The organism is Citrobacter sp. L55, from assembly GCF_002850715.1.
GTDB classification, from domain to species: Bacteria; Pseudomonadota; Gammaproteobacteria; order Enterobacterales; family Enterobacteriaceae; genus Citrobacter; species Citrobacter braakii.
The window spans coordinates 196581-222414 of record NZ_KZ559401.1; the positions used below are offsets into that span (position 1 = coordinate 196581).

General features: G+C 54.0%; 18 protein-coding genes. 4 read left to right on the forward strand and 14 right to left on the reverse strand.

Translation table 11 applies throughout. From position 1 onward, the window contains the following. Positions 1-44: 44 nt before the first annotated feature. The 12 genes from recD to rppH form a co-directional block, all read right to left on the reverse strand. Positions 45-1865, reverse strand: coding sequence for an exodeoxyribonuclease V subunit alpha (gene recD, locus B9P82_RS08375; RefSeq protein WP_101700183.1), 1821 nt, complete (start codon positions 1863-1865; stop codon positions 45-47). After that, the gene (gene recB / locus B9P82_RS08380; protein ID WP_101700184.1) at positions 1862-5407 is read right to left on the reverse strand and encodes an exodeoxyribonuclease V subunit beta; all 3546 of its coding nucleotides are present in this window, start codon (positions 5405-5407) and stop codon (positions 1862-1864) included. The genes recD and recB overlap by 4 nt, the downstream gene beginning before the upstream one ends. Further along, positions 5400-8288, reverse strand: a complete 2889-nt coding sequence (ptrA, locus tag B9P82_RS08385) for a pitrilysin (RefSeq protein ID WP_016157372.1) — start codon at positions 8286-8288, stop codon at positions 5400-5402. The genes recB and ptrA overlap by 8 nt, the downstream gene beginning before the upstream one ends. Positions 8289-8473: 185 nt before the next feature. Further along, the gene (recC, locus tag B9P82_RS08390) at positions 8474-11836 is read right to left on the reverse strand and encodes an exodeoxyribonuclease V subunit gamma (RefSeq protein WP_101700185.1); all 3363 of its coding nucleotides are present in this window, start codon (positions 11834-11836) and stop codon (positions 8474-8476) included. Positions 11837-11848: 12 nt separating this feature from the next. Further along, positions 11849-12172, reverse strand: a complete 324-nt coding sequence (locus B9P82_RS08395) for a prepilin-type N-terminal cleavage/methylation domain-containing protein (RefSeq protein ID WP_101700186.1) — start codon at positions 12170-12172, stop codon at positions 11849-11851. Continuing rightward, the gene (locus B9P82_RS08400; RefSeq protein WP_016154272.1) at positions 12157-12564 is read right to left on the reverse strand and encodes a DUF2509 family protein; all 408 of its coding nucleotides are present in this window, start codon (positions 12562-12564) and stop codon (positions 12157-12159) included. The genes B9P82_RS08395 and B9P82_RS08400 overlap by 16 nt, the downstream gene beginning before the upstream one ends. Beyond that, positions 12561-13124, reverse strand: coding sequence for a prepilin peptidase-dependent protein (locus B9P82_RS08405; RefSeq protein WP_101700187.1), 564 nt, complete (start codon positions 13122-13124; stop codon positions 12561-12563). Before B9P82_RS08405 ends, B9P82_RS08400 begins: the two co-directional genes overlap by 4 nt. Next, complete coding sequence (locus B9P82_RS08410) at positions 13115-13585, reverse strand: prepilin peptidase-dependent protein (RefSeq protein ID WP_047359083.1); 471 nt, start codon at positions 13583-13585, stop codon at positions 13115-13117. The genes B9P82_RS08405 and B9P82_RS08410 overlap by 10 nt, the downstream gene beginning before the upstream one ends. 183 nt (positions 13586-13768) lie before the next feature. Then, positions 13769-14563 (reverse strand): thymidylate synthase, encoded by a 795-nt coding sequence (thyA, locus tag B9P82_RS08415; protein ID WP_101700188.1) that lies wholly within the window; start codon positions 14561-14563, stop codon positions 13769-13771. Positions 14564-14569: 6 nt separating this feature from the next. Further along, positions 14570-15445: a prolipoprotein diacylglyceryl transferase gene (gene lgt / locus B9P82_RS08420; RefSeq protein ID WP_016157378.1), complete on the reverse strand. Its 876-nt coding sequence runs from the start codon at positions 15443-15445 to the stop codon at positions 14570-14572. Between the two features lie 164 nt (positions 15446-15609). Beyond that, positions 15610-17856, reverse strand: coding sequence for a phosphoenolpyruvate--protein phosphotransferase (gene ptsP, locus B9P82_RS08425; RefSeq protein ID WP_016157379.1), 2247 nt, complete (start codon positions 17854-17856; stop codon positions 15610-15612). Between the two features lie 12 nt (positions 17857-17868). Continuing rightward, positions 17869-18399 (reverse strand): RNA pyrophosphohydrolase, encoded by a 531-nt coding sequence (gene rppH, locus B9P82_RS08430; RefSeq protein WP_003825602.1) that lies wholly within the window; start codon positions 18397-18399, stop codon positions 17869-17871. Positions 18400-19083: 684 nt separating this feature from the next. Here rppH and mutH point away from each other — a divergent pair. From mutH to B9P82_RS08455, 4 genes are all read left to right on the forward strand, one after another. After that, positions 19084-19779, forward strand: a complete 696-nt coding sequence (gene mutH / locus B9P82_RS08440; RefSeq protein ID WP_016157380.1) for a DNA mismatch repair endonuclease MutH — start codon at positions 19084-19086, stop codon at positions 19777-19779. 75 nt (positions 19780-19854) lie between these two features. Then, on the forward strand, positions 19855-20568 hold the full coding sequence (locus B9P82_RS08445) for a TerC family protein (RefSeq protein WP_016154277.1): 714 nt from the start codon (positions 19855-19857) through the stop codon (positions 20566-20568). Between the two features lie 144 nt (positions 20569-20712). Beyond that, positions 20713-20931, forward strand: a complete 219-nt coding sequence (gene ygdR, locus B9P82_RS08450; protein WP_000758660.1) for a lipoprotein YgdR — start codon at positions 20713-20715, stop codon at positions 20929-20931. Positions 20932-21037: 106 nt separating this feature from the next. Then, positions 21038-22078 (forward strand): NADP(H)-dependent aldo-keto reductase, encoded by a 1041-nt coding sequence (locus B9P82_RS08455; protein ID WP_046276130.1) that lies wholly within the window; start codon positions 21038-21040, stop codon positions 22076-22078. A gap of 100 nt (positions 22079-22178) precedes the next feature. Here B9P82_RS08455 and lplT read toward each other — a convergent pair whose 3' ends face one another. Both lplT and aas read right to left on the reverse strand, forming a co-directional pair. Next, positions 22179-23384, reverse strand: a complete 1206-nt coding sequence (lplT, locus tag B9P82_RS08460; RefSeq protein ID WP_016154279.1) for a lysophospholipid transporter LplT — start codon at positions 23382-23384, stop codon at positions 22179-22181. After that, positions 23377-25536, reverse strand: coding sequence for a bifunctional acyl-ACP--phospholipid O-acyltransferase/long-chain-fatty-acid--ACP ligase (gene aas, locus B9P82_RS08465; RefSeq protein ID WP_016154280.1), 2160 nt, complete (start codon positions 25534-25536; stop codon positions 23377-23379). Before aas ends, lplT begins: the two co-directional genes overlap by 8 nt. Positions 25537-25834: the final 298 nt, after the last annotated feature.

Consider the following 25834-nt stretch of genomic DNA (forward strand, 5'->3'; position numbering starts at 1 on the left):
GTCGTTGCCGGATGCGGTATAAATGCCTTATCCGGCAACGAATTTTATTGATTAAACAACGCCGACAATCCGCTGCGACGTTCGGTGCGGGTGGCAATGGCGTTACTTAATATCCGCTCATCGGCATACAGTGACAGACGCCGGCGCGCGCGGGTGACGGCGGTATAGACCAGCTCGCGGGTAACCACGGGTGAATGCTGGCTGGGTAAAATCAACGCCGCATGGTCAAACTCAGATCCCTGCGATTTGTGCACGGTCATCGCCCAAGTGGTTTCATGTTCAGGTAAGCGACTGGGCTGGACTGATTTGATAGAACCGTCCGGCAGCGCAAACCACACCCTCAGGCCCTGTCCACGATCGAGGGCAATGCCGATATCACCGTTAAATAATCCCAGCGAACTGTCATTGCGCGCGATCATCACCGGTCTTCCCTCATACCAGCGGCTATGCGTTGAACGATGAATTTTACGTTTTTGCGCCATCACTTGCTCAAGGCGTTCATTCAAACCACCCACGCCAAACGGACCTTCACGCAGGGCACACAACAGCTGATACTCATTGAAGGCCTGAATGACGGCATCCGGCTCAGCGCCCTCGCGCAGTAAATCCAGATAGTGCCCATAACCCGCCAGCGCCTCATCCAACATCGCGGCGTAATCTTCGCTGCTATGTAGCGTGCGTTTTTCGATGTCGCTAAACCCCTGCTGGAAGACCGTTTTGAGCGCGGCTTTGTCACCACGATTAATCGCAGCAGCCAACTGACCGATTCCCGAATCGCTACCGAAACGGTAACTCTTTTGCAGCAGACACAAACTGTCGCGCAAAGCGGCGGCCTGAGTTCCCAGACCTGCCGGAATAGCGCTTCCGGTCAGACGACTGAGCTGGCGGGCGCGTTCCGGGGTAAACCCGTCACCGACGAAAGCACAGATATCCCCCAGCACCGCCCCCGCTTCGACGGAAGCGAGCTGGTCACGATCGCCAAGAAAAATCACCCGCCCGTGCGGCGGCAGCGCATCGATAAGGCGCGACATCATCGGCAAATCAATCATCGAGGCTTCATCCACCACCAGCACATCCAGATGCAGCGGGTTTCCCGCATGATGGCGCAGGCGCTGACTGCCTGGCTGAGCGCCTAATAATCGATGCAACGTACTGGCGTCATCGGGAATGCGTTTCTTTTGCTCTTCGGTTAACGGCAGTTCTCGTAGCGCTGTGCCCAGCGAGGCAGTCAGGCGCGCTGCCGCCTTTCCAGTAGGAGCCGCCAGACGAATACGGCAGCGTTCTCCCTCCGCCATCTGAATCAACGCCGCCAGAAGCCTCGCAACTGTTGTCGTTTTTCCGGTCCCCGGCCCGCCGGAGATCACCGATATACGACGGGTCAACGCCACCGCAGCGGCCACTTTTTGCCAGTTAACACCTTCCGCTGGTGGAAACAACGCCGCCAGCGTGTGGGTAAGCCGTTGTTCATCCACCTCAATGGCGTGGTTAACTTCACTGAAAAAGCGAGCCACCGCCCGTTCGTTATGCCACATCCGGTTCAGATACAAGCGATCGCCGTGCAGCACCAGCGGCGTGGGTTGCTCACCACGGCTTACCGCCCCGGAGGCCAGCAGACATTCCGTCCAGTCTTCTGGCTCCCCTACTTCAGCGAGCCAGGCGCTTAAAAGGGGATGGGCGTCCTCGCTCAGGGATAACCGCGAAAGTGGTAAGCAGACGTGCCCTTCTCCTGCTTCACGACTGAGCAACGCCGCCGCCAGCGCAACGGCAGGGTTATCATTTCCGGCAACCGCCAGCGCAAACTGGGCATCCAGAGGCCGGAGCTGTTTTTGCTCCACAGCTTCCAGTAATCGTTTCTGGATTGTCATGACATCTCCTCCAGTGGCGCACCGACAAACATCTCGTCCATCAAGGCGATTAACTCCCCGTCTGGTCGGGTCGCGTAAATTCCCTGTTGCGGATTTTCACTGTCAATGCCACGCAAGAAGAGATAAATAACGCCGCCAAAATGGCGTTCATAATCGTAATCAGCAATGCGATGGCGCAAGTAGCGATGCAGCGCCAGGGTATAAAGTTGATACTGCAGGTCGTAGCGATGCGCCTGCATGGCAGAGGCCATCGCCTGCTGCGTATACGCTGAGCTGTCTTCCCCAAGCCAGTTCGATTTGTAATCGAGAAGGTAATAACGCCCCTGGTGGCGGAAAACCAGGTCAATAAATCCTTTCAGCATGCCGCGTACCTGCATAAATTCCAACGCAGGGCACCCCGCGGAGAGAGGATCGTATTGGCGAATTAACGCATCAAGTTGGCTGGCCATCAGCGGCTGCGAAATCGGCAGGTAAAACTCCATCTCCACCTGTTTTTCACCCGCGGAAAGATGGCTCAAACTCACGCCCGTCTCGTTGAGAGGCGCCTGCAAAATGGCATCCAGCCATTCGGTCAAAACCGGCGTCCAATGCGCGTCATAACCGCCCAATGCCAGTTTTTCCTCGACCCAACGCGGATCTACCGGTTGAGTAAAGTCGAGATCTTCAAACAGGCTATGCAAGAATGTACCTGGCGAAGCGCCGCGCGGGAACTGATGCGGTGTAAGCCCTGACTCTTCAATAACCTCACCAACGCCTGCGGCATCAATATCCAGTCGCGGGATCAGATCCTGCGCGATTCCATGCCCACGCTGTTGCAGACCGGAATAACTGGTCACGCGCCAGCTATCGCCGGGCGTACGCTGCAGTATTTTCGCACTCAGTTCGCAGCTAACAGCCTGCGCAACTTGCCAGCGTTCACCGTCAGGCTGCGCAGGCGTCTGGCAGGCAATATCGTCGCTACACAGTGCTTCAATCGCACTACGCAGACCCGCGGCATCCATCGGCTCACCTTTTTGCAACAGGCGACCAAGGGCGCTGTGATGTACATCGGTATCCCCTTTTTTATCGCCCCGACGTCGCACCAACGGCGCAACGCCAAGGCTGCAGTGCCATACCGAACGGGTTAGCGCGACATAGAGCAAACGCAGGTCTTCCGCCAGACGTTCCGCTTCAGCCAGCTCAACGCTCTCCTCGGCATCGCTGAGATCCAGCACGGCTTCAAAAGAGCTGCGATCGTGGTAGAAAGCCTGATCCTGGACGCGGAAATTCGTGATAAACGGCAGCCAGACCAGCGGATACTCCAGCCCTTTAGATTTATGGATAGTGACGATTTTGACCAGATGCTTGTCGCTTTCCAGCCTGAGCTGCTGGCTGGACGCGTTGCTGTCGGGTTCAAGAATATGCTGGGACAGCCAGCGCACCAGCGCATGCTCGCTTTCCAGCTGCGAGCCTGCTTCCTGCAACAGTTCGCTGATATGTAAAATATCGGTCAGGCGGCGTTCGCCCCCCGCCGTCGCCAGCAGGTTTTCCGCAATCTGGCGGGTTGTCATCAGCGCGCGCAGCATCGGCATCACGCCGCGTTTATGCCAGATCTGACGATAGCCATCAAACTCTTCGACCACCGCATCCCAGGCATTTTCATCGTTATTTAACGCTTCAAGATCCTGCGCATTCAGCCCCATCATTGAGGTCGCCAGCGCGCTACGCAGCGTGTTCTCACGCTCCGGCGTCATCACCGCCTGCAGCACCCACAGCAACTCCCGCGCTTCCAGCGTTTCAAATACGCTGTCACGGTTGGAAAGGTAGACGGAGGGAATTGCCAGCTGCGTCAGCGCATCACGGACCAGTGCCGCCTCCTGGCGGCTACGAACCAGTACGCTGATGTCCGACGCGCGTACCGGACTGGATGTTTTACCACTGACCAGTTGCGCAGCGCCAGACTGCCCGGCATTAAGCCAGTCGCGAATTTGCGTGGCGCACACCTGGGCCATGTAGTTCTGATAATCGCCTAGGCCGCAGCTTTCCCCTTCCATCAGCCACATGCTCATGGCTGGCTGTGTCTCACCGTGTAAAACAAACCGAAACGACTGGTTTTTTTCTGCAAATTTTACCGGGCTAAAGGGGATTTCGCGGAACATAAAGGCGTCATCCATCTGGCTGAAAAGCGTATTTACGCTATTGACCATGCCGGGGGCCGAACGCCAGTTGGTATCGAGCGTATAGTGTGCGCTGACCTCGCTGCGCGCCTTCATATAGGTGAAGATATCCGCGCCGCGAAACGCGTAAATCGCCTGTTTTGGGTCGCCAATCAGCAGCAGTGCGGTATCCGGCTGATGCTGCCAGATCCGGCGAAAAATACGGTACTGCTGCGGATCGGTATCCTGAAATTCATCGATCATCGCGACCGGAAAACGGGTACGGATAGCCGTCGCCAGCGCATCGCCGCTTTCACTGCGCAACGCCGCATCCAGACGGCTGAGCATATCGTCAAAGCCTAGCTCACCGCGGCGTCGTTTCTCCTCGGCAACCGCTGAACGGATCTCCGCCAGCGCCCGGGTGATCACCAGATCGCGGAGAGTTAACGGTTCGCTAAGCAGTTCATCAATAGCGACAAACAGCGGGTGCTGAGGGGTTATTCCGCCCGCTTTAGTGCGCTCTTCCAGAAAACGCTGTGAGAATTTCTCCAGCGCGTCAGGAAGCTGATAACTTTGGGTTTCTTCTTGCGCCCATGCGCTGATCTTTTCGATCCACTTGCCCTGGTTACCACGATTAAATTTACGCCGGTCGATCCCGGAGGCTTCCAGCAGGCCATCCAGCTCATCAACAGAATCACGCCATTGCTGTTTGATCTGGTTAATGCGCGTGAGAATTTGTTCGTGCCGGGAAGCCAGCGTTTCGTCATCAGACGGCGGAGCCTTGATGACCGGCGCTTCCCCCTGCAGATAGCGATCGATGTCTCTCAGCAGAGCCTGCGGTCCTTTCCACGTTTCAAAAATCACCTGCGCAATGTCGCGGGGTAGTGGATAGCAGTGTCGACGCCAGAAGTCCGCACAGGCCTGATAGCGCAGCAGCGATTCATCTTCTATCAGTTGCTGTTCGAACAGCATGCCTGATTCAAAGGCGTTGAGACTGAGCATACGCTGACAAAAGCCGTGGATGGTAAACACCGCCGCTTCATCCATCTGTCTTTCAGCCAATAGCAGCCACTGAGCGGCCTGTTTTTTATCGGCGATTTCATCTAACAAACGGGCATATAGCGGGTTGTCGGTCTTTTCACGCAGGCAGGCAATTCGCAGTTCATGAATGTTGCTACGAATTCGTCCGCGCAACTCTTCGGTGGCTGCCTCGGTGAAGGTGACCACGAGCAGTTCTTCAACGGTCAGAGGACGAGGAAAGGCGGCAGAGCCGCCCAGTCCAAGCAGTAAACGTAAATACAGGGCGGCGATGGTAAAGGTTTTACCGGTGCCCGCAGAGGCTTCAATCAGGCGCTCGCCCGTCAGGGGCAAGCGCAGTGGATCAAGGGACTCAGCGGCATCATTCATTCTTATCACTCATCAGGGGTAAGGTTTGCTGCAACGCGCTGACTGTCTGCCACACTTTCCAGCCTTCCGGGTGCACATATTCTGCTTTCCCGTTCTGACTGCCGGAAACCTGTGACAGTATCGCCATGCCTTGCGGCTCAACCACCGCCTGATGGAAGAAGTCGGCAAGTTTTTGCGGCGTCAGCAGTTTAATCTGAGCCACTATTTTATCACGTGAATCGAAGCGCATATTGCCGCGATCAAAATCTTTGCTTAACTGTGAGGCTTCTTCCCCCAGCGTTTGCGGCGCCTGCAGCATTTGCGCAATAATCGCCTGCTGAATTTGCGCAAACTCTTCAGGTTTCATCGCCCGCAGCTTCGCTTCCGCCGTCGGGAAGAACGCTTTATAACGCTCCCAAAGATAAGACGGCTGCTTATCATTGCTTTGCAGCAGGAACCCCATTCCCCACTGACGGCCGATACTCATCGGGAAAGCAAATACAGCGTAGCCTAACTGCTCTTCAGTACGCAGTTGATTGTAGAACCACGGCTGAACAATCTGCCCTAACATGGCGCTGTAGGCTGAACTGGCGTATTCATCGTATCCGGTTGGCACAAATACCGCCGCCAGCGCGGAGTCCGTGCTACTGCCTGCTTTTTCAAAGATGACGGACTGCTTCTTGTCCACAACCACATCTTTATTGCGACACCACTGTGACCCGTTAGCGCCAAGCTGTTGTTGGATATCCCGCGCCATGGTCGTCGCCTGAGCGGCGCTCATATTACCTATTACCAGGAATTCAGGCCGCGCACCGGTTTTTAAGGCGTCGCGGTACGCCATCACCTCTTTCAGGGTGATGGAAGGCAGTAGCTTACGGCGCTCATCGCGTGAGAAGTACGGCACCTGAGAAAGCATTTGCACTGGCATAATTGCCTGATCGTAGGCTTTACCCTTCTCTGCAGAATCCATCATCTGGGCATACCAGGATTTCGCCTGTTCCAGCTGTTCATCCGTTGAGGTGTAGCTGAAATAGCCGCTCAGCAGCGCCTGAAAAAGCTGCGGCAGACGTTGGGTATAGCCGTTGGCGTTAAGCATCAACCCATTGTTAGCGTTGGTAGAGAAACCAATTCCACCTACCGACGCCTGATTGCTTAACTGATCGAGCGCAATCCCCGCCAGGTAATCGTTAAGTGCGAATAATACCTGGTTGCGGGCGCTGTCCATGGCCTTCGGGTTACGCAGGATCACGCTGACGTCAGCCTTCGGCTCACTGGCAAAATACTGGCTCGGCGCATACACCACGCGTAGATCCGGCTCATCAACGATCAGTTCCGGGTGCGCGTATTTTTTATCCGTTTTAATCAGCGTGAAATCATCCGGAATGTAGGGGTTCAACTCCGGTAACGACAGCGCAATGCCCTGCGCTTTTTGCTGCCAGTCGGCAAAGGTTTTGTCGCTGATTTTATCCACCTGGTAAGGCGCATCGACAAAATAAGCGGTTTTATTATGCGGTTCTTTCGCACTGATATACCAGATACGCGCATTCTGTGGCGTCATCATTGCCAGGCGTTGCTCAACGGCTTTCACATCGTACTGGTCGGCAATATTCACCGCATCCAGCGTATGTTCGACAGGAACGCGGATCATGGTATCAGCCAGCCATTCCACGTAGTCCATATCACGGGTGATGGAGGGATAACGGAAATCGAGATCCAGTACGTGCGCCAGTTCGTCAAAATAGCGTTTATCGACGCCTTTATCGCGTAACAGATTGAGATAACTGAAAATTGCCGCAACAACTTCATCGCGGTTCGCCAGCCCTTTGTCGGTTAACGTCGCGGAAATGGCTAACACGCCGCTGTTCCCATTGACCACCGGATCGGAATCCGCACGAATACCTTCAACCAGCCCCTGCTTTTGCAGCCAGTCAGACAACGTGCCAGGGCTACGATTACCAATCAGATAGGTCACCAGCTCATCGGTTTTACTGCGGAACTGCGCGCTGTTGTTATCGATACGAAACTCGACGCGCAGTACTTTACGCGGCATTGCCGGAACATAGTGGATGATGACGCCCTTTTGCGCGTCGGTGACTACCGGTACGGTAATTTCAGGCTTTGCGATATTTCTGTTCGGTACGCGTCCAAAGGTGTCAGCAGCTATCCGCGCCAGCTCTGGCAGGGGCTTATTGCTATAAATCACCGCCTTCATCAGGTTCGCGGAGTAGTACTTTTCATGAAATTTTTGTAATGCCTGCACCACCGGGTTTCCCGGTTTATCGCTTAATGTCTCGAGATTTCCGCCGGAGAAACGCGAGCCAGGGTGCGCCGGGTTGATGGTCTCAGCACTCACCTGCGCCATACGCATCCCGTCTCGGGTGCGCGCCAGCGTCAGCTCGGAGTTAACCGCGTTACGCTCACGATCGGCATATTTTTTATCCAGCAACGGATCGGCAATAGCGTCTGCCAGGCGATCCACCGCCCCCACCAACGCGTCGTTTTCGACTTCAAGATAGAAGGCCGTACGGTAAGGCGCGGTGCTGGCATTGTGGCTGCCGCCGTGCATTTTCAGGAATTCAGCCAGACTGTCCGGCTGCGGGTATTTTTTCGAGCCCATCAGACACATGTGTTCGAGATAATGCGCCAGCCCCTGATGCTCGTCCGGATCTTCCAGCGAGCCCACGGGAACCACCAGTGCAGAAAGGGATTTCACGGCCTGAGGATCGGATACCAGCAACACGACCATGCCGTTATCAAGGCGCACGGCCTGATACTGGCGGGTGTCTTTATCGCTTTTACGGATGGTTTCAGCTAAAGGCTGCCAACCGGTATCTGCCTGACTTACGGGAACCCAAAGGGCGACGAACAACAGTAATGCGCTGAACCAGGTGCTGCGGGGCATTCACAAACCTCATCATTAACGTATTCACCTGTTCACAGCAAAGCACGCATAAATACGTGGTCTGAACAGGGCAAGACTATGTGCTGAACGAGCCAGCATCCTCTCTTTGTAAGAATCAGTCCGTGACAGAATGCGCATCATAGTGGAAGCCATCGAACTGCGCAATTTTTATACAATCATCATGACTAATTAAAGCGAAAAATCGGTAACAGGTAGCGCTGAGACTGTAAAACAATGGTCTCCAGCGTAGCCGCATCCAGCTGACGCCAAAGGCGCTGATACCAGATATCATCACCTTCACCCCGTACCATCATGTTACCTTCATAGGCCTGCAGAAACTTACTGCGCGCTTTTTGCAACGTTGCATCGTCATCTAACATGGCATCATTTACGGCGTCATAACAGGTTTTTATCCAGGCGCCGCCGCTTTCGGGCAATACCAGCAATGGTGACGACATGCCTTCCCGATACCCCTCAACGAGCTGCGACAGGTACAGCAGCGCCTGCTCTGCATCCAGTGGCGGAAAACGCCATTCCCCGTCTTTACGCAGGAACAACCGGCTCTCTCCCGTACCGCCACTGGCACAATAGACAAGATGTTCCAGCCAAAGTTGCACACCCTGCGCAATGCTTATCAAAGATGGGCGCCAGCGCAACAAACCGTCCTCTTGCACCTGTGGCAGCCAACCGGTGATTTGCACGCCGTTACAGTTAAGATCGATTTCCATACTCTGGCAGGGCTGACGACAGGCGATAATGCGTTCAGCCAGCGACTGCATCTCCTGACGCTGCGTATCCCACAGAATTTCGCCAAATGGCCCATAGGGAAGCGTGCCCGCCGCACGAAAACGGCGAAACAGTTGTTCAGCATCCTTCTCTTCAACCAGCGTGTTAAGCAATTGCTGATTAAGCTGATAGCGGGTTAATCCTTCAAGAGTGAACGGTTCCGTTTCCGGGATCTCACTTTCTTCAGAGCGGAAGTTGACCCTCAGACGCATCTGGAAAAAAGCCCTTACCGGATGAGCCCAAAATCGCTGCAGCGTTTCCAGCGTCAGCGCTTCAGGCATCTCAAAGGGAAGCGTCTGGACAAAATCCGTGTGCGCTTTTCCTGACAGGCTCGCCGCAGGCAGCCATTCCCGGGCATAGCTTTGCTGTTCGCCCGGTAGATAGTTTTGTGCATCAAAGGGCATACGGGTATGCAAACGGGTAATGTGTGCTTTTACCCGGGCTTCGCTTTGATCGCAGGTCAATGATTCATCGCCCGGCAGATAGTGGCTTTGCCCGATGTAGTCCATCAGTTCCTGCACCAGTACCGACGGGAAGCGCTCGCTGTTGTCCTGAATGGAGCGGCCAATGTAGCTGATGTAGAGCGTTTGCTGTGCTGAAATCAATGCTTCAAGAAACAGGTAGCGGTCATCATCGCGACGGCTGCGATCGCCCCTCATCGGTTTTTGACTCATCAAATCAAAGCCCAACGGCGCAAGCTGACGCGGATAAACGCCATCGTTCATACCCAGCAGGCAAACCACCTTGAAAGGAATAGAGCGCATCGGCATCAGCGTACAAATGTTAACTGGCCCCGCCAGGAAGCGCTGGCTAATGCGCTCCTGGTCAAGACGCTGAGCCAGCTCATCTCGCAATAGAGAAAGCGGTATGGCATCACCATACTCAGCCCCCAGACCTTCAGTGATAATGGCCTGCCACTGCTGTTCAATCAGCGTCATCGCCGCTTCGGTATCTGCATCCGGCAGGAAGAAATCATTAAGCATGTCCCGACAAACGGGCAGCCACTCTTCCAGCGGGCGCTCCTGCGCTAACCCTCTACGCCAGAGATTGAGCTGCATCAGCAACGAGGCCAGATGCCCTACCAACTCGGCAATCAAACCGTTGGACTCATCGTATGGCAATACCGATTGCCACTCGCCCTGCGCGCTTTCCATCGCGTAGCCGAGCAGCATGCGCGTTAAACCAAATTGCCAGGTATGCTGACCTGTAGGCGGAAGTTCCAGTTCACGCACGTTATCGTCGTCAATTCCCCAGCGAATCCCGGATTCATTGACCCATAACCGAAGATAGCGCAGCCCTTCTTCATCGATATTGAAACGCGCCGCCAGCACGGGCACATCCAGTAATGCCAGCACATCCTCTGAGACAAAACGGCTATCCGGCAGCGACAGCAGGCTAATAAAGGCCTGTAAGACGGGATGAGACTGGCGCGCCCGACGGTCGGAAATCGCATAAGGTAAGTAACGCTCAGCTGGCGCACTGCCAAAGACCGACTGAATAAATGGGCTGTAGCTGTCGATATCCGCCACCATCACAATAATATCGCGCGGCGTCAGCGTGGGATCCGCTTCCAGCATTGCCAGCAGGCGGTCATGAAGAATTTCTACCTCGCGCTGTGGGCTATGACAAACATGGAAAGTCACGCTGGTGTCGTTCAGTTCAAGCCGTCGTTTATTGTCGCTACGCGAATACTCTTCCAGCGTAACGCCCGCCACGGCATGACTTTCAAGTTCCAGAATATCCGATTGAATATTATGCAAAAGATTGTCAGGTGTTATATCGACAAACGCATCCAGCTCCTGACTATTTTCCAGTTCTGAAAGCAGATAAATGTAATCGCGCCCCAGTTTGCCCCACGAGGCCAGCATCGGGTTGCCCACATCCTGTTCACCATCGCTGTTAAACAACCCTTCGGCTTTCTGACTATCGCGAAACAGCGGCAGATGGCGTTCTTCAAAGCTGTGCCGACGCTGACGCGCCATCAGCTTCGCCAGCCAGGCGGGATCTTTTATATCTCCCCAGTAGTAGCGACAAGGGTTGGTAAACAGCAGATGAATATCAATGTGCTTGCCCAGCGCCTGCAATGCCTGCAAATAAACCGGCGGCAGCGCCGAAATGCCGCAAATAAAGACGCGAGAAGGCAGTCCCTGCGGGCACTCGGACGCGCTTTCCAGAGTCTGAATAAATCGTTGGTATAAATTGGCGCGATGCCAGCGCGGCTGGCCCAATTCCTCGGTGTGTTCCACCAGCGCTTTCCACAACGGCGCCTGCCAGGCCTGAGATTCGCCGAGTCCCTCAACCAGTCGCCCGGCTTCCCACTGGGTCAACCACTCAGGGCGATAGACTAAATACTGGTCAAAGAGGTCAGCCGCGCGCGAGGAAAGCTGAAACAGTTTACGTTTATCGGTGTCGTCCGTCAGATAGTGGCGCAGCAATGCGAAGTCATCGCCATCCAGCAATTGCGGCAACAGCGTCATCAACTTCCAGCTCATGCTCTGTTTGCTGAACGCGCTCTCTTTCGGGATATCCGGCAGCACGCGCACAAACATATCCCAGATAAAACTCGCGGGCAGCGGAAAATCGATGTTGGCGGCAATACTAAACTTCTGTGCAAGGGTCATTTGTAGCCACTGCGCCATACCGGTACTTTGAACCAGGATCATCTCAGGTTCAAAGGGGTCGTCCAGCCGCTCGCGCTCAACGATAAATTCCATTAACGCTTCCAGCACATCCAGACGATTGGAGTGGTAGACCCTTAACATAGCGACTCCTGACTACTGACGATTCGGGCAATGCAGACGCGTCATCTGACCCTGCCTGCCCAAGGGTGAAGAAATTTTAACGTTGATGCTGACACATCCCGCGCTCGTTGTCTGCATTCGGTTAACCTGCCAGTTCAAAGGCAATGAAAACTGATACAGCTGGGTTTGCTGCCAGGCGTGACGCCAGAGTTGCTGATACTGGTTTCTGATGATAAAGCTGTTCATCAGCGCCCGCTGGTATCCTGACAGCGCGGTCACAATCATGATCATCAGCACCATTGCCAGCATCACTTCCGGCAGGCTAAAGCCACGCTGTCTGTTCAGGGGATCTGACATAGCGCCTGCTCCTTTAGCGGACAAAAATCGCTCCAGCCATGCACCGAATATTCGATATTGTCATCAATAATCGCCCCCTGCCGCCATAACGATACCCCTTCATAATGGACTATTAGCAGCACGAAATTATTAGTAAGCAGTCGCAGGCAAACCGCGGCATCCTGCGTGGTATAACGCCGACACTGTACGGCGAGTTGTAAGCGCCAGGGCTGCATACGCCCCCATTCCATCGCGGATTGCACCACCGCCTGGCGCTGCAGAGCCTGACTTTGCGTGACCACTCGCGAAGCAAAACGGGACTCCTGCCTGCTAACGCCTTGCAGCAGAAGGCTACCGAGCACCAATAGCAACAAGACCATCGCTAAAGATGAAACGCCCCGCTCACGGTTCACAGGTTGAATCCTGTCACGCTGTAGACTGCTTCAATAACCTTTTGTGGTTCGGCATTGTTCACTCCGCGCAAACGCAGCGTAAGGAGCGGGGAATATCCGCTGATATTCAGACGTTCGACCTGAAATGCCTCAATCTGTATCGTGGCTGGATCGGTCATTTTCTCCCACCCTTTTCCATTGCAGTCCGTTACTCCCCGCAGGGTCTCCAGTACCTTGTCCTGTAAACGAAATCCAATCGTATCGGCCTCTTTCGCGGGACTGCTCTCCCAAATGCCGTTGCTATTGGCATCCCAGCGCGCAATGACACAGTCGCCCTTAGCCGATATCTCCAGCCCTTCTCCGACACAGTTTCCGCGGCAGTACCCTGCCCGCTGAAGATGCTTCGCCACGGTGTATACCCGCTGCCATATTTCATCTTCAAACGCTAACTGGCGCGTGTTGCGCAGGATCTCTCGCTGCAGCGCGGGTAAAAATCGCGCTGAGCTAAGCAATAAAACGCTGCTAATCGCCATAACAATCAGCACCTCAAGGAGTGAAAAGCCCCGTTCATTTACTGACATAACCTGGCCTCATCTTTCTCGCAAAGCCTGATTCGCCCCCAGCCTGACACCACCACGCGCCATTCCCCTGTCGTATTTTTCAGGCGAATATGTCCAGCCCATGCCGTATTGCGCAGACCAAAAAAGGCCAGTGAAGGCGTTATCTCTGCCATTTCGACATCGTCCCAGGGCGGTGTAAAAACCAAGGGCGAAACGGGTAGACACGTGGTTTGCACAGCAGCAGAGCTGACAAAACACCAGGATGTGCCATCCCGAATCACGCTGATGACGTGATCGCGGTTACGCCAGTTAGCATCTTCACGCAGTTGCAGCAGGTAATCTCGCACCTGAATGGCGGTTTGCCATAGCCGCTGTTGCTGTTGCCAGCGCTGCCAACCATACAGCCCCGAGGCGCCAAGCGCCGCGACGATCAGCATCGCAATCAGGGTTTCGATAAGCGTGTAGCCGTGTTGTTTTTTCATGCCGCCAGTATGGCGTGAGGAAAATGAATAACGAGCGGGAAATTCGGTTTCTACGGCGAGCTACGAGGAATATTTGTCGCGTTGCAGGTCGTTGCAATATTTCAGGAACCCACGCCGAAGAACGCGATTTGAGACAAAAAAAACCGACGCACACGGGCGTCGGTTGTGACAGCATGAAGCCGGTTAGATAGCCACGGGCGCTTTAATACCAGGATGCGGATCGTAGCCTTCAATTTCGAAATCTTCGAAGCGATAGTCAAAGATAGATTCAGGCTTACGTTTGATGACCAGCTTCGGCAGCGCGCGCGGTTCGCGGCTAAGCTGCAGATGCGTTTGATCCATATGATTGCTGTACAGGTGCGTGTCGCCGCCGGTCCAGACAAAATCACCCACTTCCAGATCGCACTGCTGCGCCATCATGTGTACCAGCAAGGCGTAGCTGGCAATGTTAAACGGCAAACCGAGGAACACATCGCACGAACGCTGATACAGCTGGCAGGAGAGCTTGCCATCCGCCACGTAAAACTGGAAGAACGCGTGGCACGGCGCCAGCGCCATTTTATCCAGCTCACCGACGTTCCATGCAGAAACGATAATTCGGCGAGAGTCCGGGTCATTTTTGAGCTGGTTTAACACCGTGGTGATCTGGTCAATATGGCGACCGTCTGGCGTAGGCCACGCACGCCACTGTTTGCCATAAACCGGGCCCAGATTACCGTTTTCATCCGCCCATTCGTCCCAGATTGAGACGTTGTTTTCATGCAGGTAGGCAACGTTGGTGTTGCCCTGCAAAAACCACAGCAGTTCATGAATGATCGAGCGTAAATGACAGCGTTTAGTCGTAACCAGCGGGAACCCTTCCTGCAGATTAAAACGCATCTGATGACCAAAAATGGAAAGCGTTCCGGTTCCGGTACGGTCGTTTTTCTGTGTGCCTTCATCCAGCACTTTTTGCATCAGTTCTAAATACTGTTTCATGGTTCCTCAGGAAACGTGTTGCTGTGGGCTGCGGCGGTACGCCCAAACCATCATAATAATGCCTGCGACAATCATCGGGATTGAGAGGATCTGTCCCATGCTGATGTACTGTACCCAGGTGCCGGTAAACTGCGCATCCGGCTGGCGGAAGAATTCAACGATAATACGAAACGCGCCATAACCAATCAGGAACAGACCGGATACCGAACCCATCGGGCGCGGTTTACGAATGTACAGATTAAGAATGATAAACAACACAACGCCTTCCAGCGCCATCTCATAAAGCTGTGAGGCATGGCGCGGCAGCGAGCCGTAGGTATCAAAAATAGACTGCCATTGCGGGTTAGTTTGCAGCAGTAAAATGTCTTCGGTACGGGAGCCCGGGAACAGCATGGTGTACTTGAAGTTCGGATCAACGCGTCCCCACAGCTCACCGTTGATAAAGTTGCCCAAACGCCCTGCGCCCAGACCAAACGGAATCAGCGGGGCAATGAAATCAGAAACCTGGAAGAACGAACGCTTGGTGCGTTTGGCGAAGATAATCATCACCAGGATCACACCAATAAGCCCACCGTGGAAGGACATCCCGCCGTCCCAGACGCGGAACAGATACAGCGGGTTATCGAGGAATAACGGGAAGTTATAGAACAGTACGTAACCAATACGCCCTCCAAGGAAAACCCCGAGGAAGCCCGCATACAGTAGATTTTCTACTTCATTTTTGGTCCAGCCACTGCCCGGACGATTAGCACGGCGCGTCGCCAGCCACATCGCAAAAATAAACCCCACCAAATACATTAAGCCGTACCAGTGAAGCGCGACGGGTCCGATTGAGAAAATGACCGGATCGAAATCCGGAAAATGCAGATAGCTACTGGTCATCTGTCACCACAAGTTCTTGTTATTTCGCTGAAGTCAGACAGCAATTGATAAGCGCACCTGCATAATGCAGGCGCTCCAAAGGTGCGAATGATAGCACATGGGGATCGCAGCGGATGCCGATTACAGTTAAAAGATATGTATACCTACTGTTACCAGCCCTCGATTCACAATCCCCCGCGAATCAGTCCCCCCATGCCACGGCGTTCCATAAAAGCCGCCACCTGATGGCGTACTTCTGTCGCCATCTGCGCTTCCAGGCTGCGTTGCGCCAGCGTTTGCGCCTCATCAAAATCGATATGGCGCAGCAGATATTTAACGCGAGCCACGGAACGACCGTTCATCGACAAATGGCGAAAACCCAGGCCGATCAGAATGGCCACGCACATCGGGTCGCCCGCCATTTCACCGCACAATCGCAAATCGATACCGCTTCTTTCGGCTTCCTGCGCAATCATCGCCAGCACACGTAACATACCCGGATGCAGGCTGTCATAAATGCTGGCCACCCGCGTATTGTTACGATCGACAGCCAGAATGTACTGGGTGAGATCGTTGGTTCCGACCGAGATAAAGTCTATCCGGTTTATCAGGTGCGGCAGCATAAACACCATCGACGGAACTTCCAGCATGATGCCAATGCGCGGTTTTGGGATCGCGTAGCCGATCATCTCTTCCACTTCGCGTCCGGCGCGTTCAATCAAACGTCGCGCTTCGTCCACTTCATCAATGCTGGTGACCATCGGCAGCAAAATGCTCAGGTTGCCGGTTGCCGCGTTGGCACGCAGCATGGCCCGAACCTGGATCAAAAAGATCTCCGGCTGATCGAGCGTTATGCGAATGCCACGCCAGCCAAGGCACGGGTTCTCTTCACTGATCGGCATGTAGGGCAGTTGTTTATCGGCGCCGACATCCAGCGTACGTAGGGTCACCGGCTTGTCGTTAAACATTTGCAGCATGCCCTGATACTGCGCAACCTGTTCTTCTTCCGAAGGAAAACCGCTTTGCAGCATGAACGGGATTTCGGTGCGATACAGGCCAATGCCGTCGATCCGGCTCCCCAGCTTCTCTTCATGCTCCGGGCTGAGGCCCGCATTGAGCATCACCTTCACACGCTCGCCGCTTTTCAACTGTGCTGGCTGGTTGACGTCGTCTTCCGCCAGGCGGCTCAGCTCAATTTCTTCACTGATAAGACGCTGGTATTCCTGGATCAATACCGGTTCTGGATCGACCAGCAGTTCACCGCGATACCCGTCCACTACCAGCGTACGGCGATGTAACACCGATGGCTGGATATCGGCCCCCATGACGGTAGGGATACCCAGCGCACGAACCATAATAGCCGCATGAGAGTTGGCCGCGCCGTCCCGGACAACCACACCGACTAAGCGGTCCTGAGGAAGTTCCGCCAGCGTGGTGGCGGAAAGTTCATCCGCCACCAGCACAAAGCGTTCCGGCCAGGTATTCGGCCCCTGGATCGAGTCGTCAAGATGGAACAGTAGACGCTGGCCCAGCGCGCGTAAATCTCCGGCCCGCTCTTTGAGGTAGTTATCACTCAGCGCGGCAAACTGTTCGGCAAACTTTTCAATGATCGTTTTAACGGCCCACTCGGCCACCGAACCGTTATCCACTTCCGCAAATAGCTCACGGCGCAGACGAGTATCGGAAAGCAAGTGTGAGTAGAGATCAAAAATCGCCGCCGTTTCTTTTTGCGCCCCGGCGGTAAAGCGTTTGCTGTAGCGGCGGAATTCATTCGCCGCCTCTTCCAGCGCACCGGTGAGCCGCTCGCGCTCAAGCACCGGATCCAGCGTTGAAGCCTGATAGACCTGCTCCATCAGCGGCAGCGTCGCATCCTGCCAGCCTTCGGCTATTGCCACACCAGGGGCGGCGGGCAATGCGCGGATGCGCGTTTGCCGGTATTGGCCGAACAGCGCGTTAAGCTGCGACTGCGAAAGAATCGCCGCCATTTGCGTAGCGAGCGTGACGAGGAAAGACTCTTCACTTTCATCGTACTGGCGCAATTCGCGCTGCTGGACCACCAGCACACCTAACAGCTGACGGCGCTGAATAATCGGTACGCCTAAGAACGCACGAAAGCGCTCTTCTTTTACCGAAGGGATGTATTTAAAGCTGGGATGTTTTTGCGCATCGGCGAGGTTGATAGGTTCCGCCAGCCTGCCAACCAGGCCAACGATACCTTCATCAAACGCGAGTGCGACAGTACGACCACGCGGTTTCTTCAGTCCCCGGGTCGCCATGAGGTAATAACAACGTCGATCGTGATCGGCCAAATAAACCGAACAGACCTCTGTATCCATCGCAAGACAGATGTCGGTAACCAGAATATTCAGCGCTTCATTCAGACGCGGAGCACTGGCCACCTTTTCGACTATTTCGCGCAGGCGGGTGAGCATAATTTGCGTAGCTTAACCTCTTTTACGTCTGTACGCAGGTGCGCTTTGCGGCTTAGGAGTGCTCTCCTGAAGCGCCATGACAACACTTGCGAATTCTTTCATCACCCTGCGATAGACATCGCGTTTAAATGACACCACCTGTCGAACCGGATACCAGTAACTCACCCAGCGCCAGCCGTCGAACTCAGGTGTACTGCTGGTTTGCATATTGATTTCAGCATCGCTGCTGACCAATTGCAGAAGAAACCATTTTTGTTTCTGGCCGATACAAACCGGCTTCGTGTCCCAACGCACCAAACGTTTCGGTAACTTGTAACGCAACCAGTTACGAGTAGAAGCAAGGATCCGTACATCTTTACGACTGAGACCCACTTCTTCAAAGAGTTCCCGGTACATCGCCTGCTCTGCTGTCTCTCCTGCATTTATCCCACCTTGCGGGAATTGCCAGGAGTGCTGACCAAATCGCCGGGCCCACATGACCTGCCCCTGGCGGTTACAAATTACTATCCCTACATTCGGGCGGTAGCCATCGTCATCAATCACCGGACTACCTCAATATAAACCTTATATACAAACGATTGTTTCACACTCCAGAGAGGCGGTAAACCACTCTGTTAAGGGCGCGATACTCTAATAACAATTGAATAACTCACAGCTAAGGGCGGAGTTATAAACAGAAGAAGGGCAAGCAAGGCGATTTTATTCACCTTTTCTGTGGATATAGTTGTGAAGAAGTACGGAATTACTATGGGAAAACCCAGAACAGTCCGAATAAGACATTCGTCACATATCAAAAATAGTCTTCTATATTCATAAAGTTAAAACCGTTCAGCGCAAATAAACCCATAGAAATGTGACGTATATCACGCACACGATCTTCAGGCTGATGAAAGATCGACCAGCGTTGGTTTTATCCACAGATTATGCCAATAAGTTAGGCACAATTTGTGTGAAAATTCGATTTTCGTCGCACGTCAAGGCTGTAAATTGAAACAGTAGTGGGGGTTTTTCACAGTTATCCCATCTTTCTGTGGATAACATGGTGTAAGATCCTGTTCATTGTCAGTGACCAGAATTGGAAAACCCGCTTCGCTGTTGCGCAACTCTGCGTATGTGAATCTAAAAACCAATATAAATCATAGAATTGAATAAAGCATGTGGAAAAAGATAAACTCTGTCCACACGGTATAAAATCTTTGCTCATTTTTTCACCTAAGGGTTAACCCGATGTCAGAACTCCATCCGCTGCTTTCTCCCCCTGAATCTGAAGCCCAGTTGTTGAGCCAGGCACAGCTGCTTTCGGGCTACGCGCTGGGAGAGTTGGCGGCAATGGCGGGACTCGTCGCCCCCAAGGATCTCAAGCGCGATAAAGGCTGGATTGGCGTGCTACTGGAAATCTGGCTCGGCGCCAGTGCGGGCAGCAAACCGGAGCAGGATTTTGCGGCGCTGGGCGTGGAGCTGAAAACAATCCCAGTGGATAGCCTTGGCAGACCGCTGGAAACCACCTTTGTGTGCGTGGCACCGTTAACCGGCAATACCGGCGTTACCTGGGAAACCAGCCATGTGCGGCACAAACTTAAACGCGTTCTGTGGATCCCGGTAGAAGGCGAACGCAGCATCCCGCTGGCAGAGCGCCGCGTCGGCTCTCCCCTGCTGTGGAGCCCGAATGAAGAAGAAGACCGGCAATTGCGTCTGGACTGGGAAGAGTTGATGGATATGATTGTGTTAGGCCACGTCGAACGCATCACTGCCCGCCATGGGGAAGTGCTACAGCTGCGTCCTAAAGCCGCCAACGCCCGAGCGCTTACCGAGGCCATTGGCGCCCATGGCGAACCCATCCTGACCCTACCTCGCGGTTTTTACTTGAAAAAGAACTTCACGCGCGCATTGCTTGAGCGACATTTCTTGTTCCAGGCGCAATAGGCACCGTCCGGTCTTTCACCCGCCGCGTTACGGGCCTATAATTACCGCTTCTTTTTTTTGGCAGGACTTTGTTCGATGTTATTTGCATGGATAACCGATCCTAACGCCTGGCTTGCGCTCGGTACGCTGACGCTGCTGGAGATCGTTCTTGGGATCGACAATATTATTTTCCTCTCTCTGGTTGTAGCCAAACTCCCGACAGCGCAACGCAATCATGCCCGACGTATTGGGCTTGCGGCGGCGATGATCATGCGTCTGGCACTGCTGGCCTCTATCGCCTGGGTAACGCGTCTGACAAACCCGCTATTCGAAGTGTTTGGCGAGGCAATATCAGCGCGCGACCTGATCCTTCTACTGGGGGGATTGTTCCTGATCTGGAAAGCCAGTAAGGAGATCCACGAATCCATTGAAGGTGAGGAAGAGGGGCTGAAAACCCGCGTTTCCTCTTTTCTGGGCGCGATTGTGCAGATCATGTTGTTAGACATAATCTTCAGCCTGGATTCCGTGATTACTGCGGTAGGCTTGTCCGATCATCTGTTTATCATGATGGCGGCAGTGGTGATTGCCGTGGGTGTGATGATGTTTGCTGCACGCCCGATTGGCGATTTTGTCGACCGCCATCCTTCGGTAAAAATGCTGGCGCTCTCGTTCCTGATTCTGGTCGGTTTCACGCTAATTCTGGAAAGTTTCGACGTCCACGTTCCGAAAGGATATATCTATTTCGCCATGTTCTTCTCTATTGCGGTAGAGACCTTGAACCTGTGGCGTAATAAAAAAAATCCGCTCTGATGAAATCCATCGCTCCCCGCACGGGGAGCGAATGCGCGCCACACCTACCTCTTCTCACAGTTTAAGATTTTACTGCTTTCGCCATGCACAACTTCGCGTTATTACTAAACTATTGTCAGATGCAGGCTATGTGAGGATAAGCAGATGAAAAAATGGGCAGTTTTGATTTCCGCCGTAGGACTGGCTTTTGCCGTTTCCGGATGCAGCAGTGATTATGTAATGGCGACAAAAGATGGTCGAATGATCCTGACCGATGGAAAACCAGAAATTGACGATGATACCGGTCTGGTGAGCTATCACGACCAGCAAGGCAATGCGATGCAGATTAATCGCGATGATGTGTCTCAAATCATTGAACGCTGATGGTTGAGGTCAGCAGCGCGCTGGCCTTAACAATTTTACTTCCCTTTTTCTCTTCCCTCAGCCATTTTTATAATCCTTATGTCGTGATTATAAAAAGGAAACGGCTATGCAATATCACCGTATACCCCACAGCTCGCTTGAAGTCAGTACACTGGGGCTGGGCACAATGACGTTTGGTGAACAAAACAGCGAAGCCGACGCACATGCACAGCTCGATTATGCCGTAGAACAAGGCATAAATTTGATCGACGTTGCCGAGATGTATCCGGTACCGCCGCGTCCTGAAACCCAGGGTCTCACCGAAACCTACGTAGGTAACTGGCTCGCCAAACACGGCAGCCGTGAAAAGCTAATCGTTGCTTCTAAGGTGAGTGGACCTTCACGTAACAACGACAGCGGTATTCGACCGAATCAGGCGCTGGACCGTAAAAATATCCGTGAAGCGCTGCACGACAGCCTGAAAAGACTGCAAACCGATTACCTGGATCTGTATCAGGTTCACTGGCCGCAGCGCCCGACCAACTGCTTTGGTAAGTTAGGCTACAGCTGGACGGACTCTGCGCCAGTCGTTTCGCTGCTGGATACGCTGGACGCGCTGGCAGAGTTTCAGCGCGCGGGGAAAATTCGCTACATCGGCGTGTCCAATGAAACCGCGTTTGGCGTGATGCGCTACCTGCACCTGGCGGACAAACACGATCTGCCGCGCATCGCCACCATTCAGAACCCCTACAGCCTGCTGAATCGCAGCTATGAGGTTGGACTGGCGGAAGTGAGCCAGTATGAAGGCGTTGAACTGCTGGCCTACTCTTGCCTTGGCTTCGGTACATTAACCGGTAAATACCTGAACGGCGCGAAGCCAGCCGGTGCACGCAATACGCTGTTTAGCCGTTTCACACGTTACAGCGGCGAGCAAACGCAAAAAGCCGTTGCGGCCTATGTGGATATCGCGAAACGCCATAATCTGGATCCTGCGCAAATGGCGTTGGCATTCGTGCGTCGTCAGCCGTTTGTCGCCAGCACCCTGCTGGGAGCCACGACGATGGAGCAGCTAAAAACCAACGTTGAAAGCCTGCATCTGGAGTTGAGCGAAGAAGTACTGGCAGAGATTGAAGCGGTGCATCAGGTATATACCTATCCTGCACCGTGACGGTTAGTGCCTGATGGCGCTACGCTTATCAGACCTACAAATTGCTGCTCTCTGTAGGCCAGATAAGGCGACGCTGCCATCCGGCACATTCATTGTTCATTCATCTCGTACCAGGCTGGCGGCGCTGCCAAATCCACAGCGCCGCAATCGCCAGCGCAAACAGCGCGCCGAATCCAATACCAATCGCTACCGCCGGGATCCCCACCAGCACTGCCAGTGAGTAAATCCCAAGCATCAGCAGCATCGCGCTGTTTTCGCCCAGGTTTTGCACCGCGATCGCATTACCCGCACCGACACTTTTCTTGCCCCGCTCCTGCAGCAACGCATTCAGCGGTACCACAAAGAAGCCACCTGACACGCCGATAAGCATCAGCAACGCGTAAGCCGGAAGCAGCGCATGCTGAAGTGAGAAAATCAGCACCACGACGCCAATCAGGATCCCCGCTGGCATACAGCGCGACACGGTTTCCAGCGTCACCAGCTTCGCTGCCGCCCCCGCGCCTACGACAATCCCAATCGCTACCATAGCATTGAGGTAGGTCGGCGTAGCGTTATCGGTGATGCCGAGCGCCACCGGAACCCACAGCACCAGCAGAAAACGCAGCGTGACGCCCGCGCCCCAAAAAAGGCTGGTTCCGACCAACGAAAAACGTGTTTCACCGTTGCGCCACAGCGAAGAAGCGGCGCAGAAGAAACTGCGCGTCATTTTCCCCAGATGCCAGGATTGGCCAGGACGAGCCGCGGCCAGTTTCGGGATGTACAGGTTAGCCACCACGGCGCCAGCATAGGCCAGCGCACAGGCAGAAAGCGCGGCAATCACATGCCAGTCGGCCAGAACGCCACCAGCGACAGAACCGAGCAAAATCGCGGCGATAGTGGAGGCTTCCATCAGGCCGTTGGCTTTCACCAGTTTGTCACCGGTGGTCAATTCACCGAGAATGCCATACTTGGCCGGTGAGTACGCGGCCGCGCCAATCCCCACCAGCGTATACCCGAGAAACGGATTAATACCGAAGCAAATACTCGCCGCGCCCAGCAGTTTCAGGGCGTTCGCGAACATCATCACTCTGCCTTTGGCAAAGCTATCCGCCACCTGTCCAACAAATGGCGCAAACAGGATATAAGCGCCCACAAACACCATTTGCAGGATTGGCTGGCTCCAGTCCGGATAAAATTGTTCCTTCAGCAGCGCCAGCGTGGCGAACAGCAGCGCGTTATCGCCAAACGCCGACAGAAACTGCGCGGCGATGACGGACATCATCCCTTTGGACCAGATTGAAGTGTTAGTGTGCGCTGACTCAATCATGTTGTTTTTCCGGCTCATCGACCCAGCTTTTCAGCGTAACAAAATCCGGCTTACCGCTGCCGAGTAATGGGAGTTGCTTCAGGTGGCGAATATCACGCGGTACGGCAAGTTCAGGCACGCCATGCGCTCGCGCATACTGCTGTAGTTTTTCACGTGTGAGTTCGCTGTCGGTAGTGAACAGCACCAGCGCCTCACCTTTGCTGGCATCGCTCTTGATCGCCGTGGCGTGCATTTTGTCTGCAGATACCGCCAATGCCAGTTGCTCAACCATTTCCAGCGAGACCATCTCTCCGGCAATTTTAGCAAAACGCTTGGCGCGCCCCTGGATCTGTACAAAGCCGTTTTCATCAAAGCGGACGATGTCTCCGGTGTCATACCAGCCGCGCTCAATCTCACCCTGCGCATTTTCTGCCGTCGGCACTTCCAGCACGCCAGGTTTTTCGACGCGCAAATAGCCGCTCATAATATTCGGGCCTTTCAGTTGTAAACGCCCACCGTCCTCAATACCCGGAACAGCCAGCAGTCGGGCATCCATGCCAGGCAAGATGCGCCCTACCGTTCCTGATTTTGCCGCCATCGGCACATTGATCGACACAACCGGCGCACATTCCGTCACGCCATAGCCTTCAAGGACACGCAGGCCAAATTTCTCCTGCCATAGCTGCTTTGTGCTGTCTTGCAGTTTTTCTGCGCCTGCCACCACATAGCGCAGGCGGTGGAAATCGTACGGATGCGCGAAACGCGCATAGTTACCGAGGAACGTTGAAGTACCAAACAACACTGTGCAGTTCCGGTCGTATACCAGCTCCGGCACAATGCGGTAATGAAGCGGGCTGGGATAAAGAAACACTTCCGCACCGGTCAGTAGCGGTGTGAATAATCCCACCGTCAGGCCAAAGGAGTGGAACAGCGGCAGCGCCGACATAAAGCGGTCATCGGCGGTGAAATCGGCAATCGTTTTAATCTGCTCAACGTTCGCCAGAATACTCTTGTGGCTGTGGACCACGCCTTTCGGATGGCCTTCCGAACCAGACGTAAAGAGGATCACCGCAGCCTCTTCCGGCTGCTGTTTCACCTGCGCCAGATGCGGTGCCAGCAGATGTGAGAAAATCCACAGCTTATCGCTCAACGTCACATCGGCTTTTAAATCTTCCAGATAAACCCAGCGTACCTGGGTGAGCTGTTCCGGTAGATGCCAGAGTTTGCCTTTATCGAGAAACTGTCGGGAAGTGAAGATCGTTTTGATTTCAGACGCAGTAATGGCGCTGGTTAACCCTTTCACGCCCGCCGTGTAGTTCATCATGGCCGGAATGCGTCGACGCGCAATGGCTCCAAAAATGACCGCCGCGCTGATCCCCGCATTTGGCAGCATCAGGCCGATTTTTTCACCTTCGGCGCTGTATTTTTCCAGAATACGGGCCACAAAGAGCGTCTTAGTCAGCAGTTTGCGGTAGCTGTCTGGCGTAAAGTTAACATCTTCAATGCAGTTTTTGCCCGCGCCAAAACGGTATTTTGCCGCCAGCAGCGACTCGTATAGCGTTTCACGCGGGCGTACCGCCATGCGTGCTTCCATCATAATTTGATGCAGCATTTCACCGGCGATTTTGCGGCGATCGCGCGCTCGCGGGGCTTCCGGCATTGGCATTTGAGTCGGCGGTAGAATGTGCAGTTGGATACGCGGGAAGAATCGCTGTTTAACCAGACCTTTCAGGCGGCTGAAGTGGGAAAGCTCTGCTCCCTCAATGCGGACAGGAACGACCGTCGCTCCCGACTTCGCGGCGACAAACCCGGCACCGTCATATATCTTCATCAACGAACCGGTGGTCGAAATGCGTCCTTCGGGAAAAATCACCACCGGACGGCCCTGCTCGACCAGACGGACCAGATGCTTAATCGACATCGGTTTGGTTGGGTCTAACGGCACGAAGTCAATCAGCGGGGTTAGCCAGCGCATATACCATTGCTGGCTGATCGAGGTGTAAACGGCGAAGACGGGACGAATCGGTAAAAATAGCGCCAGTAGGATGCCGTCTATAAATGAGACATGGTTGGGAGTGATTAGAACGCGTTCTCCCTGTAGCGCGCTGACATTGCCCGTGACGCGAACGCGGAAAAGCACGCGAAACAGATTACGAAAAAAGCCAAATAGCATCTCAACTCCCTGTGCCATTAATTATAGAAACATTAATGGTGGGAGAGTATACGAGTTGGGGAATGGGCGCGACAGGTAAACAGGTAAATACAGTCCGAAAAAAAACCTGCGCATCCGCGCAGGTCGGTGCAAGAGACAGGTACGAAGTGCGTACCGAATAATCTCACCAATCAATACCTCTGGGATCTTGATTGTGGTCGTCAGCAGCCAGATACGCCAGTACGAAAACGCAAAGGAATGAACCCAAATGCAACGAGTTGTGTAAATTATCGGTTACTGTTACAGATAGGCTGAAGGC